The organism is Neobacillus nitrireducens (assembly GCF_030915405.1).
Taxonomy (GTDB): Bacteria; Bacillota; Bacilli; order Bacillales; family Cytobacillaceae; genus Neobacillus.
This window is the reverse complement of record NZ_CP133262.1, coordinates 547,721-561,009: the sequence shown is the minus strand read 5'-3', so window position 1 is coordinate 561,009 and position 13,289 is coordinate 547,721. Positions and strand designations below refer to the sequence as shown.

The 13,289-nt window shown below is 40.1% G+C and carries 17 protein-coding genes; 1 reads left to right on the top strand and 16 read right to left on the bottom strand.

All coding sequences use genetic code 11. The annotated features are described in order from the left end of the window. Positions 1 to 190: 190 nt before the first annotated feature. From RCG22_RS02625 to RCG22_RS02615, 3 genes are all read right to left on the bottom strand, one after another. Entirely contained in the window at positions 191 to 1,039 is an 849-nt protein-coding gene (locus tag RCG22_RS02625) for a DUF3307 domain-containing protein (RefSeq protein ID WP_308105597.1), read from the bottom strand. Positions 1,040 to 1,065: 26 nt separating this feature from the next. Beyond that, complete coding sequence (locus RCG22_RS02620) at positions 1,066 to 1,863, bottom strand: hypothetical protein (protein ID WP_308105596.1); 798 nt, start codon at positions 1,861 to 1,863, stop codon at positions 1,066 to 1,068. Positions 1,864 to 2,004: 141 nt separating this feature from the next. Further along, complete coding sequence (locus RCG22_RS02615) at positions 2,005 to 4,251, bottom strand: AAA domain-containing protein (protein WP_308105595.1); 2,247 nt, start codon at positions 4,249 to 4,251, stop codon at positions 2,005 to 2,007. 97 nt (positions 4,252 to 4,348) lie between these two features. Between RCG22_RS02615 and RCG22_RS02610 the strand changes: the two genes are divergently transcribed. Next, positions 4,349 to 5,209, top strand: a complete 861-nt coding sequence (locus tag RCG22_RS02610) for a hypothetical protein (protein WP_308105594.1) — start codon at positions 4,349 to 4,351, stop codon at positions 5,207 to 5,209. A gap of 42 nt (positions 5,210 to 5,251) precedes the next feature. Here RCG22_RS02610 and RCG22_RS02605 read toward each other — a convergent pair whose 3' ends face one another. The 13 genes from RCG22_RS02605 to deoR form a co-directional block, all read right to left on the bottom strand. After that, on the bottom strand, positions 5,252 to 5,452 hold the full coding sequence (locus RCG22_RS02605; RefSeq protein WP_308105593.1) for a helix-turn-helix domain-containing protein: 201 nt from the start codon (positions 5,450 to 5,452) through the stop codon (positions 5,252 to 5,254). Between the two features lie 176 nt (positions 5,453 to 5,628). Then, positions 5,629 to 6,276, bottom strand: a complete 648-nt coding sequence (gene deoC, locus RCG22_RS02600; protein ID WP_308107071.1) for a deoxyribose-phosphate aldolase — start codon at positions 6,274 to 6,276, stop codon at positions 5,629 to 5,631. A gap of 174 nt (positions 6,277 to 6,450) precedes the next feature. Further along, a complete protein-coding gene (locus RCG22_RS02595) occupies positions 6,451 to 6,714 on the bottom strand; it encodes a EutN/CcmL family microcompartment protein (RefSeq protein ID WP_166258166.1) in 264 nt (87 codons plus the stop codon). Beyond that, a complete protein-coding gene (locus RCG22_RS02590; protein ID WP_026567441.1) occupies positions 6,714 to 6,989 on the bottom strand; it encodes a BMC domain-containing protein in 276 nt (91 codons plus the stop codon). Before RCG22_RS02590 ends, RCG22_RS02595 begins: the two co-directional genes overlap by 1 nt. Beyond that, entirely contained in the window at positions 6,990 to 7,277 is a 288-nt protein-coding gene (locus RCG22_RS02585) for a EutN/CcmL family microcompartment protein (protein ID WP_166258160.1), read from the bottom strand. Between the two features lie 174 nt (positions 7,278 to 7,451). Then, entirely contained in the window at positions 7,452 to 7,910 is a 459-nt protein-coding gene (gene rpiB, locus RCG22_RS02580; RefSeq protein WP_308105592.1) for a ribose 5-phosphate isomerase B, read from the bottom strand. Beyond that, a complete protein-coding gene (tpiA, locus tag RCG22_RS02575) occupies positions 7,907 to 8,746 on the bottom strand; it encodes a triose-phosphate isomerase (RefSeq protein WP_308105591.1) in 840 nt (279 codons plus the stop codon). Before tpiA ends, rpiB begins: the two co-directional genes overlap by 4 nt. Before the next feature lie 11 nt (positions 8,747 to 8,757). After that, positions 8,758 to 9,036 (bottom strand): BMC domain-containing protein, encoded by a 279-nt coding sequence (locus tag RCG22_RS02570; protein WP_066260038.1) that lies wholly within the window; start codon positions 9,034 to 9,036, stop codon positions 8,758 to 8,760. 100 nt (positions 9,037 to 9,136) lie between these two features. Further along, positions 9,137 to 10,564, bottom strand: coding sequence for an aldehyde dehydrogenase family protein (locus RCG22_RS02565; RefSeq protein WP_308105590.1), 1,428 nt, complete (start codon positions 10,562 to 10,564; stop codon positions 9,137 to 9,139). Positions 10,565 to 10,566: 2 nt separating this feature from the next. Beyond that, on the bottom strand, positions 10,567 to 10,866 hold the full coding sequence (locus tag RCG22_RS02560) for a EutN/CcmL family microcompartment protein (RefSeq protein ID WP_066254981.1): 300 nt from the start codon (positions 10,864 to 10,866) through the stop codon (positions 10,567 to 10,569). Further along, complete coding sequence (locus RCG22_RS02555; protein ID WP_308105589.1) at positions 10,863 to 11,609, bottom strand: hypothetical protein; 747 nt, start codon at positions 11,607 to 11,609, stop codon at positions 10,863 to 10,865. Before RCG22_RS02555 ends, RCG22_RS02560 begins: the two co-directional genes overlap by 4 nt. 5 nt (positions 11,610 to 11,614) lie before the next feature. Next, a complete protein-coding gene (pduL, locus tag RCG22_RS02550; protein ID WP_308105588.1) occupies positions 11,615 to 12,274 on the bottom strand; it encodes a phosphate propanoyltransferase in 660 nt (219 codons plus the stop codon). Next, a complete protein-coding gene (gene deoR, locus RCG22_RS02545; protein ID WP_308105587.1) occupies positions 12,274 to 13,230 on the bottom strand; it encodes a DNA-binding transcriptional repressor DeoR in 957 nt (318 codons plus the stop codon). Before deoR ends, pduL begins: the two co-directional genes overlap by 1 nt. Positions 13,231 to 13,289: the final 59 nt, after the last annotated feature.

Genomic DNA, 13,289 nt, shown 5'->3' with positions numbered 1-13,289 from the left:
ACGGGTTTCACTCTCTATCACGTTCCAAAGATTTACTAATCCCATACATTTTTAAAATTCGATTTATTTGATTATCCTCAGAATTCAGCAAAAAGTCAATATAATTTTTTTGATAATTTAAATAAATAAAAACAAAGCGAACAGGAACCGATTTACTAGAATATGAGTTTATCGTAAAACTAATTTATTTTTACGTCAACACCACCTTTAATAAAATTCCCAATGTCATTCCCAGAAACATGGAGGTAAGTGTTCCGAGCAAAAAATATTCTGCCCAATCCCGATCATCCATTTGTTTAAAGCGGGCTATGGACTTAGCCGCCACGATAAACCCGATCGCTGGATAGGCACTATAGAAAGTTAACAATAATACTAGTAATCTCTCAATATAGCCGATTAATTTCCCCCGTGAAAGATCATGCTTACTAAAAATCGTATAATTATATTCCTCGGTTAAACCCTTTTTCCCCATATGTACAAAGTCTGCTTCTTTTCGTTCATTTTTAAAAGAATATTTCCCTTCAAACGTTAATAGCTGGTTTGGTAAAGTGCCTAGGAGAATTTTTATCATATGCCCGCTGACAGTGGTTGCTAAGATGAACATGATGAACATAAACAGGGCAGACTCCATTAAACCCAGTCCCCCTGGCTGTTGAAAATAACTGACTAGATTAAAATTAAAACAGAGCTCACATCCTAAAATTATCACACCGATATGAAGTAACTGATCTATTACAAAGAACCCTAGCCGCTTCATGTTTTCTTCGTTATTCATTTTTGTATGATAAAGTAGCTTAATCTTTATAAGATCAATTAAAAGATGCGTGATTACGATAAATATCAACGGGATCAACAAGTTTTTAATGGGATTTTCAAAATTAAACTGAAAAATCCAATCACCGCCTAAAACAATTGCCGTCAATAGTAAATGATGAACCACATGCTTTTTTAAATTCTTTTGTTTTTCAATGACCATGTCATCTGTTTGTAAATAAAAATCCGCAATAAAGTGAGCAAGGACTAGACTGAGAAATAACATGGCTTCTCCTCTCTCTATGATTGAATCTAGGAATCAAGTAATGTTTTCAATTTCAGCTTCAAATGATTCCGGATGCTTGTTATTAGGTTCTTATTAACATCTCGAGGATGGGTTGCACGTTCAAGATACGCTTTTTCTTGTAACGAATGCAGTATACTAATAATTTTTGAAAAAGTATCTAGGATTTCTTCACTATTTCCCTTTTTAAAATGACTCGATATCGTCGGAGATGTTTTACCAAGGAGCTTTCCAATCACCTTTTGCTGGTTTAAAATGAGATAAAGTGAACATACGGTCTCCTGGATATCGGTTTGTTTCTTGATAAATTTTAGCTGTAAGTGCAATAATCCATTAATAAGTGTCTCAAATTCATTTCTGAACTGGTGATACGGTAACGAGGGATTAACTTCACTTGGGTAGAACTGATCAAGTTCGAATTTAAAGAGCATTCGATTTTTTTCTTGTTTGATTAAATCATTCGCATATCTTGCTTGTTTAACCAAAGGATGAATCCATTTCTCAAGATCGACTTCCTTTATTTCTTTTTCTATATCCCCAAAAGCCAAGCCAAAATAAGGCATATGATTCTTGAACTTCCATACCCTGCTTACAAAAAAGGCAATCGTATAAGCGGTTGAATAACCAGGTCCCACAAAAATAATTTCATCTCCAGCACGATGTTTTATTTGTATCGGACCCATATTCTTAGTCCATTCAGTGATCCAGTCGACCAATTCATCCAAATAAACGGTAAGTGCCTCCCCCATCTTTTCTGTGGATGAATCGCTGACATCAAGAATAAAAATCGATATCGGATAATTCATTTGTTTTCCCCTTTAACTAAAATAGTTAGATTATATAATCTAATTTTAGCTAAGTTAGATTATTATGTCAAACTTTACTCCAATTAGCCTATTTAGTCAAATATAAGTGTGTGCCCCTCCACTCTGAACTTATCCTAATAACTACTCTCGAGTCTGAAACTGTCCGATTAAATACTCACATACTTTTTCCGAATGGAGTCTTGCTGAAATATAGGGTGGATGGACCCCTTTTACCGCCTCTAATGGTAAACCCAGCCATAAAAGATGCTCGTCAATGATGATAAATGGAAACGATGAGTTTTCGTTCAACAGTTGATCTGGTTGAATCGTTGCAAATGTATCGCCGCCTGTCAAAACAGTTAATTTTACAAACGGGCTCCTTTTTGCCAGATGATTCTTCCATTCCTCAGTTAGTATGGTTTGCTCTGGTAAAGAAAGAATGATTGATTTTTTAGCTGATTCGAGATCCCTGAATACTTTGTCTAACTTAAGTGCATGGATCCAATCTAATCGTGGATGCTGCTCCTTAATCCATTTTCCAATATCCTTTGTTCCAACTGTTTGCTGTTTACTCACCTGTTGGTCCACTAGTTGCCTCAGTGTTTTACGAGGGAAGATATGTTTTCGGATAAATGATTGGTTGCTGACATGAATGAACTTTCCTTTTGTTCTTGTGATGGCCACATTGATCAATCGTTCACTGTCCTTGCCGGTCAGCAGCATCCCTGCCCGTGTTTGCGGTTCACTGTCCACCGTATCAAAAACCATCACATCACGCTCACTGCCTTGAAATCTGTGGACGGTCGCAGCGATGATATCAGCTGACGAAAGTTCTTTGGCGTATAAATCCGCCAGTATTAGTTCCATTAAATTAGCTTGCGCACGGTAGGGGGTGACATACCCAATCGACCGTGCCCCGGCGACGTATGACTCATGGATTAATTGAAAAGACAATAACGCCTGCCATATATTCATGCGAGAATTAGATGCCTTTTCTGTCATGCAATGTGCCCCAAGATAACTTGTATCCAATAGAACAGCGGCCCTGCCTGAAAAGGGTGCAAGTTCGACGATTGCTTTCCTGCTGTTTTGAACACTTTCATGATCGCCGACAAGCGAATGATAAATGTATTGATTGGTAAACGCTGAAATATCAGGATGCATTCTCCGTTGCTCTTTTAATAAAAATAAATGCGGATGGAGCATCCCGTCCTTTACCCAGTCGACCACACCTGCGCGATGAAAGATATCCTCTTTTAACCACATTGTCACTAACGGATCTCTAGAAGATGCAATCGGTGGTAATTGTTTAAAATCCCCGCAAATAATAACACGCTTTCCTAGTGTTGCCGCGAAAGCCGCCTGTGGGACATAAGCCATACTGGCTTCATCAAGGATGACAAGATCAAATTCCTTTTCATAAATGGCTGAATCACCAGCTGCTTTGGCAAGAGTCGTCCCGACAATGAACGCATCCTTAATAAATTCAAGTTCCTTTTGGCGAATCTTTTCAAGGACCCTGGCAATCTTGGTCTCAAGCTCTAGCAACAGATTGGTGTCCCTTTTGCTAAAAGAACGGGCGATATCTAGCTTCAGTTTCCGTCTTTCCGCTAATAAATTGTCTTTATCCTCCGCAAGCAAGGGATCGTCTTTTTGAAGGAGCTGACTAGTCGTAACCGCTTGATGATTAGCAAGTTGCTCACCCGTATTGAATCCATAGCGTAGCACATCCCCTGCACGGAAGCGTCCTTTTTTTTGAATAAAGGTTGATATTTCACTAATGAGGACATCGACTGCTTGGTTACTGTGCGATAAAATCAAGACTTTTTTTTCCTGAAAATACTTATTAGCGGCTACCCGGGCCAAGGTATAGGTTTTACCTGTTCCAGGTGGCCCCCAAACAAAGGTCACTGGATTGTACTTGGAACGTAAAACGAGTTCATGAACATTGCTTTTACTTTTTTCTATTGGATGCTTAGCAGGCATCGATGGGGCCATCAACCGTTTCACTCTGATTCGTTTTTGCTTATTTTTCTTTATCTCATCCAAACGCAAAATCAGCTGTTCGAGCAGTTCCCATGGATCATGAAAAAGCTGTGCCTCATGAATTAAATCTCCGTAGGATTGCTCCATGGCAAGCATCACTCCTTTACCTTCAGAGGAGAGAACACGTCCATTTTGTTTCATGCTTCCCCACTCGAGCCGAACCTGAGAACCGATAGGTATTCGAATCGATAGCGCGGTATCGAAGTAGTAGGTATAGGATCCCTCTGCCGATAGCAGCCTGCCATTCGTAACAAAAAATTTATTACTGCCATATTTTTTTAAATGGAGGATCTCATTTTGGAGGGCCTGCTGCCATTCTTTTATAAAATTTATCACCTTCATTAGAATAATCCCTTCTATATGCATATCCTTAATAAAAAAGGAAATTTACGCTGATTCAAAATATTATACATTAAATAGATACGGAGGGATATTTCTAATGGGTAATTTAGATTTCCTAGAAATAAGCCGGAATTTTAAGAGTTATTATCAAACACTCCGGGATGTCCATTATTATTTAACAAATGATTCGGAGGTGAAACAGGAGGAATTAGAAGCCGTTTCCAAATTATTAAGTAAACTAATTTATGGATTTATTCGGATTAAAGGGATATCATTCCGAGAAATGGATCGTGACCAGTTCGAACAAGAATTTAACCTATTTCATCAAGATTTTCTAAATATCATTCAAAAAAGCGGCGAAAATAATGTAGAATTTGATCAATTCACTGCTCTAATTGATGAAATCATTGGAATTGCAGTTAAGCGAACAATTGCACTAGGAAAAATAAAAAAAGTAAAACAAGAACTCTTACTCGAAGAGGAAGAAATTGCTGAAGTAGATGATTCTGAATCGGAATTAAGTTATGAAGATGAGAATAATGTTACTGAAGTTGAAGGAGTTCATGAGGTTTTCGGGGAAATGGATGAAATAAAAGAGGCTGTGTCTGAAGTTGAAACTCTAAGTACAGAAGATAGATATTTTAGTACTGATGCTGTAACTTTAAATAATGAAGTTAGACCTTTTAGTACGGATGTTGCAACTCTTACTAATGAAATTGAAGTTATTCTATATGAAATTGAAAAGGCGGAAGACAAACAGCCAGAACTGGGGAATGAAGTAGTAGTTGCAGATGTGGTTAATCAGGTTGATGAGGTTAATATAGTTAAAGCGGCGGTAGTCCCGCCTAAAAAAGTGAAAAATAATTATGTTGATGCTGCTCCAGTGGTTAATAACTTAAGTGACAATGAAAGTAGTGGCAATTTCCGTTTTAGACCTAGAAGAAGAAAACAACGATGACTAAAAAAAATCGCCTAACGGCGATTTTTTAGTTAATATAATTTAGATTGAGACGTCTCCAATGGAGAAGGAGCAATTCAAAACATCAGAAATCTTTGCTAAAGTGGAAACTTGTACATCCAACTCGCCTTCTTCAATGGCTACAATCGTTCCAGCATTTAATCCTGAAAGCAAAGCTAGTTTTTCAATTTCAATTTCACGGTTTAATCGCATTTTCTTTAGTTGATGTCCAATATTGTTCATTTTAGCACCCCTTATTATGTAAGCGATTTCATTTTAATAATACAATTATATTAAACTATTTAAATTTATACAATGCTTTTACTAGTAGAGGAGAAAGGAAATCTGAATATTCCACTTTGCAATAATTGCCACATGAAATACCTAAATTTCCCCTTTTGAAATTAATAAATATCCTATTAATAACCTGTACCTTGGCCGCCCGTAATGATTGCAATACTAGAACTTGCACCAATTCTTGTCGCACCGGCCTGGATTAGTTTTCTAGCTGTATCTAAATCTCTGACACAAGCAGAAGCTTTCACACCCATATCCGGGCCAACTGCTTCACGCATAAGTTTAATGTCTTCAGCTGTAGCACAGCCAGGTCCGAACCCAGTTGATGTTTTCACAAAAGCCGCACCGGCCATTTTTGCTAGAATACAAGCCTTTTTCTTTTCTTCGATCTCAAGAAGGCCAGTTTCAATAATAACTTTAACAGGTGCATGACCATTCGTTGCTAAAACAACACCTTCAATATCTTTTTTCACGGTCTCAAAGTCACCGGATTTCAGGGCACCAATGTTCATGACCATGTCAATTTCCGTGGCACCATTTGCAATTGCGTCACGAGTTTCGGCACTTTTTACAAATGTGCTCGTTGCACCTAGCGGAAATCCAACAACCGTGGTAATCCCTACTCCAGAACCTTTTAATTCTTTGGCTGCTGTTGCCACCCAATAGGGATTCACACAGACCGTTGCAAATTTATGTTCTCTTGCTTCTTCACAAATCTTAACAATTTGGTCTTTAGATGCTTCAGGCTTTAATAATGTATGGTCAATCATCCGAGCGACAGATGGTCCCGTAATAATATTGGATGATGATCCTTCTTTGTAAGTCACGTTTCCAGAAGTAACAGGTTTCACTTCTTTCAGCGTTTCTTTATTCGTTAGTTGCTGCATAATTTGATTTGTAATTTGTTCTACCAATGCTTCCATTTGCATCGTGCTCACCTCACATTAATATAATCGATCAACGATTCCGGCAATGACTGCATCGAAAGATCCTTTTGGGTCTTCTAAAATGTCTCTTGCCGATCCACCTTCTTCTAGTATGAGAACATAATCGCCAGCTCCTGCTGAAAACCGGTCAAAGGCAATCATTGCATCGCCGCATTCCTTACCAGATGCGTCAACAGGGATGACAACCATCAGCTTTTTATTTTGATGACTTGGTGTTTTTATCGTTGCTACGACATTTCCAACCACTTTTGCTAGTTTCATTATTTTGCAACAGGAAGAATTTTCTCGATATCAGAGTGGGGTCTTGGAATAACGTGAACAGATAAGAATTCGCCAACACGCTGCGCTGCATCCGCACCTGCTTCAGTGGCTGCCTTTACCGCACCTACATCACCTCGCACCATTACACATACTAACCCGCCGCCAACATTCACTTTACCAAGCAAGGTAACGTTGGCTGCTTTTGTCATTGCGTCAGCTGCTTCAATTGCTCCAACTAAACCTTTAGTTTCGATCATTCCTAATGCGTTGCTCATTTATAATTCCTCCATTCGTTTGGTCACATTATAGTAGTCTATTATTCCTAAGATTCCAGCATCTGAAGCTACTAAATCTTTATTAAGCGGTAAGGAGGATTCTCTGCTTTTTGCTAAGTACACGAGGTCTCCTGCTCCTGATTGTCCAATCGTATCAATAGCCACAAGTGGTTTGCCTTTGTCATTCAATTGCACATCTACTGGTTGGACAATCAGCAGCTTTAAACCTTTTAAATTGTCATCTTTATGCGTACAAACCATATTTCCAATCACTTTGGCTACAAACATTTTCAAACCTGCTTTCTTTTCTATAAATCTCTGAGTTTAACTCTCCTATTTTTCTATAAAATACTATTTATCAGCGAAACTAAACCATTTATCAGCGTTAATTTATTTTTATCAGCGATAAATCACTTTTATCAGCGATACTGAAGGTTTTATCAGCGAATCTCTGATATAGTGCTAATTCCGACCCATGAACCGACTTTCGATTTCCATAATTTTTGTGACTCTACGATCATGACGGCCGCCGGCAAACTCTGTTTCCAACCATGCTTTCACTAATTGCTTGGCAAGGCCTTCTCCAATAAATTGACCGCCAATCGATAAAACGTTCGCGTTATTATGCTCTTTACTGTTAATAACTGAAGATAAATCCCAGCAAACGGCAGCGCGGACACCGGGTATCTTGTTTAATACCATCCCACTGCCAATACCGACACCATCCATCATAATCCCGACATAGTCATCATTTGTGGCTACCGTTTCGCCCACAAAAAAGGCGATATCCGGATAGTCTACTGATTCATTAGCTTTACAGCCGAAATCTAAATATTCATAGCCTAATTCAGTTAAATAGGCTTTTAACGTTTCTTTAAGTCCGTATCCACCATGGTCGCAACCAATCGCAACTTTTTTCATGAATTTTGTTCTCCTTTGGCAAATACATTAATAATTCCATCAAAAGACTGGGCATTCAAACTAGCTCCGCCAACGAGGACACCATCGATATCAGGCATAGCGTTGAAATCAGCTGCATTGTGTTCGTTTGCTGAGCCGCCATATAAAATCGAAATGCCCTCAGCTTTTTCACCGATTATTTTCTTTAAGATGGACCGGATGTAAGCATGGGTTTGCTGGGCTAATTCAGCAGTTGCCGATTGCCCTGTGCCAATCGCCCAAACCGGTTCGTAGGCAAGAATAAAATGACTAGAATCGATGTCCTTTAAAGCACCACAAAGTTGCTTTTCTAAAACCTGTTCCGTTTGTAATGCGTTCTTTTGTCCTAAGGTTTCGCCAATACAGATGATCGGCGTAAGCTCAGATTTAATCGCATGCAGAACCTTTTTGTTTACTAACTCATCATCTTCATATGAGTATTGCCTTCGTTCAGAATGGCCTATAATGACATACTCACAGCCAACATCCCTCAACATCCATCCTGATGACTCTCCCGTGTAGGCCCCTTTGTCCGCCCAGTGAACATTTTGCCCACCCAATCCAATCGCCTTACCGGATTGTTTGATCAATAAATGGGCAGGGTATAACAGCTGGGCTGGCGGGCAAATAACGACCGACACGTCCTGGCTGCTGTTAATTTTTTGGAAAAATTCAGCGGTCTCATTAAGGTTTTTATTCATTTTCCAGTTGGCAATCACATAGGTTTGCCGATCACTCTGAAGCTGAAGTTCACCTAGAGACTGACCAATGACATCTCTTACTAGATTTTTAATATAGCTTTCAATGGATTGTTCCATTTACATTCACCTTATTCTGCTTTCGGTAAAATACCTTCTACATCGCCGTTTGGACGCGGAATAACATGTACAGATAAAAGCGTACCAACGCGTTGTGCTGCTTCAGCCCCAGCTTCAGTTGCAGCTTTTACGGCACCAACATCACCACGGACCATAACTGTCACAATGCCTGCTCCCACTAATTCTCTGCCTACTAAAGAAACGTTTGCAGCTTTCACCATCGCATCAGCTGCTTCAATTGCACCTACTAAACCTTTTGTTTCAATCATTCCTAAAGCCTCTTGACCCATTTTATTTCCTCCTCTAGTAACCTCTAATTTTTGTTTTACTTGTTCATCTTTTGAAGTGACTATTTTTTCTTCTTTTGTCTTAGCCAATGTACACACCTCACTAAATGATTCTTAATCCATCTACTAAAACGCAGCGGCGCTGACGCGTAAATGTTTTCGCACTGGTTAATCCCTCACCTGTTGGTCCGGCGATGGTTAGAGTAGTAAACCCTTCACTTTCAAAGCCTAAGCCAGCGACGGATGGTCCATTTTTCACAAAAATGGTTGCTTGAATTTCTTGCGCCATCTTCGTTAGATTGGTAATGTTTTGCGAGTGCATGATTGCTGTGTGTCGGTTTCCTTTTTCAGCAATTACCGCAAGCTCAATCGCTTTATCCACGTCAGGAACTCTGACAATTGGTACAATTGGCATTAACATTTCTGTCATCACCAATGGGTGATCTTTTGTTGTTTCAGCAATAATCAGCTTTACAGCAGGACTTGTCTGTATACCTGAAGCTTGTAAAATCACATGAGCGTCTTTTCCAATAAAGTCTCTGTTTGGATAAAACTTATCATTTTTCTTCACAAGGACTTTCTCAAGCACCTTTTCAAACTGGAAGCCTTTCAGCTCCATTGCCCCGTTTTTGACCATTTCTGCTTTAAGGGCATTGGCTACCTTGTCAACCACGAACACTTCTTTTTCAGCTGTACATAAAACGTTGTTATCAAAGCTTGCGCCCTTGACAATATCTGATGCTGCCTTTGAGATAATCGCTGTCTCATCAACGACAACTGGCGGGTTACCCGGACCAGCCGCAATCACTTTTTTACCAACGGCCATCGCAGCTTTGACAACAGGTCCGCCGCCTGTGACAACAAGTGCATTTACCTGTGGATGATTCATGACTTGTGCAGATGTTTCAAGATTTGGTGCTGCCACAGAAGTGAGCGCATTTTCTGGCCCGCCTGCTTCAACAATTGCTTGGTTTAAGTTCTGTAACGTTTTAATCGAAACACGTTTCGCACTTGGATGCGGGTTGTATATAACCGTATTACCTGCTGCAATTAATGATATGGAATTGTTGATAACGGTTGCTGCAGGGTTTGTTGAAGGTGTAATGGAACCAAATACGCCAATCGGAGCATATTCAACTAGTGTCAAGCCATCATCACCTGAATATGCCGTGCTGATTAAATCCTCAACACCAGGTGTCTTATTTGTTGCCAAAAGGATTTTAGCAATCTTATCTTCTACTCTTCCAAGACCTGTTTCTTCCACAGCCAGCTTCGCTAACTCTTCTGCATGCTTGCGACTTACTGCTCTCATGTTCTCGATCATTTGCCGTCTGGTTGCCATAGGAAGTTTTCGAAGCTTTTCCCAAGCTAGTCTTGCTGCAGCGGCTGCTTCATCAACAGTTGTAAACACCCCATTGCCTAACCTGACATCGGGAAGGGAGGTGACATGGCTGTCGTCTGTTTGATTTTGGCCTAATTGATTGAGGACCTGTTCAACCATTTTTTTGATATCGATTTCAGTTATCTGCAAAATTAGTTACCTCCTTTTTTAAAGGTTAAGGTCCCTTGAATTTCAATTTGATCAACAATCCCTACGATTGCTGCGTCAACGGGGACGCCGTTGGTCATTTCTGTTTGTCTTGCTGAACTGCCACTGACAAGTAGAACGACTTCGCCCACACCTGATCCAACCGTATCAATTGCAACAAGCGGTTTTCCATCTTCCTCGATACTTTTCATATCAAGCGGTTGGACGATCATAAGTTTTTTTCCTTTTAATTTCTCAGCTTTAGTGGTGGAAACAATTGAACCAACCACTTTACAGATGATCATAGCGTCCCTCCTTTCGAGGAATCAATCTGTTTTATTTGAATCTTTAAGTCTCGTGCCAAGTCTTTCGCTGCAGGCGTTATCCGGCTCTTTAGTGGAACCTCAATCTCTTTAAGTCCATCTTGAAAGGCTCTTTCCACGTGCTTTGCTAGAATAAGAGACTGCTTTTCCCGGTAGGCGGCATATTGTTCATCCACTGCCTTCACCAACTTATTGAGAGGCACCCATTTCACCTGATCGGTTTGGATTTGCCTAATATATGATTGAAGACGATCCTGGACTGAATGTGGTGCATGGATTTGTTGGTAAACATTAGGTTCAACATCGTTGTTAGCCATAACAATTGGCTTTCCAAGCAATTGGAATTGGATGGCTATCCATACCGGGTCCTCATCATCAATCGTTAATGAAAGCTTTGAGAGCAAGCTATATGATGGTTGGGGAACAACGAGGACAGATGATTTTTCTAACAACGTACCTAATTCCTGTTGGTCCGTCTCTTCTATTAAGACAAAGGGCACCCCGTTCCATGGTTCTTGTAAAGGGAGCCATTCTTTTGTTAAGAGTAACGTTACATCATATGTATCAAGAAGTTGTGAAACCGTTTCCAAAACTATTGATGGATTTAGAGATTGATAACCTAAAAGAATAGCAATCGAAGAATCCTTGTTCGTATGCAGTTCATTTTTTAAGTAAGCTTCAACTGCCTGTTGGACGAGCATTTTTACCTGCGTTCTAACATCCACCAGCATTACTCTTCACCCACTTGTTTTCGGCTTTCAATGGCTATAATTTCACCCAATTGTCCATTTTTGATCCCGGCTGCATTCGCTTCATCCAGGTCAATATGCATCTCCAGTTTGAATTTAGAAGACACACGAATCAGGACATTTGTAAATATAACCCCGCGGACTCCGTCCACTTTTACTTGAACAAGGTCACCATCCTTTACACCAAACGATTCTCCATCACTCGTGTGCATATGAATATGGCGGGCCGCACAGATCAAGCCCTCTTTTATGATAATTTGTCCCCGCGGCCCTTGTATGGTGATTGGTTCGGAACCGTTAATATCCCCGGAGTTACGAATGGGCGGCTTGACTCCTAATGTAAACCCATCAAATAACGACACTTCCACCTGTGTGCTGCCTCTGGCTGGCCCGAGGACGCGGACATTTCGTATTTTCGCTTTCGGACCGATAAGTGTAAGAGTTTCCTTCGCAGCAAATTGATTGGGCTGTGACAAGTCCTTTAACCTCGAAAGCTCGTAACCTCGTCCAAAAAGGCGTTCGACATATTCGGGTGATAAATGAATATGCCGGTTGGATGCCGCGATTGGAACCATCTTAGCTTTTTGGAGTGAGTTTTTTACCATCACTTCGACGATTTCTCTAATTTTTTCCTTATTCATTAAATTTGATCACCCCCGATATCGAGTAATGCCCTAGCAGTATACTGGTCGGTAATCAGGACATTCGCATGACGGCCTCTTAGCGCACCATATATCCCTTCGACCTTTGTGTTTCCGCCAGCAATGAGTATGCCGTATTCTTTTTCATCTAAATGGGAGAGGTCAATCCCAATCGTGCGATCGTTTAATGTTTCATGACTAATATGGCCATTAATATCAATAAATCTGGAACATATATCCCCGACCGTTTTATTGGCCCGAAGAATTTCAATGTCACTTTCTAAAAAATAGCCCGCATGCATAAGGGTTGATTGTTCACCTGGATCTCCCACAGTGAAAATCGCAATATTAGCCTGTTTACCTAATTCCAATATTCTCTTAACATGACGGTCTGCAATAATTGCCTGCTTAACAACAATGTGATCAACAACCGCAGGTACCTGCAAGAAGTGAGGAATCGTTTGAAAAGCATTGGCAAGACCATTAATGATTTCTGATGCATACGTATTTGACTCAGAGTAACTTACCCCACCATTTAGCTGGACAATCGTTACATCCTTTACATTCTTCGGTTGAATTTGTTTCACTAGTTGATATAAAGTTGTACCCCAGGTAATTCCAATCGTATCGCCGCTTTGGACAATCCCATATAAATAATCTGCGGAAACCTCTCCCAGCTTCTCTTTGATTAATTCATCCTTATATTCCGGAATAGACGCAACAATACAGTGCTTTAGATTGAAGTTTTCCTTTATCTGCATTGCCAGTTCCTGAACATCTTCAGCAGGGTCACATATTTTTATATGGACTACTCCTTCATCAACAGCCTGGACTAGAAGCCTGGAGACGGTGGGGCGGGAAATACCTAACTTTTTCGCAATTTCCTGTTGGCTGTAGTCTAATTGATAGTACATTTTAGCCACTTCCACCAGGCGCGAGATCTTTTCATCCGCCATTGATCATTCACCTAATTTTTAAAGTAATAAAATTCTGAAACTCTTCTCACAGCTTTCCA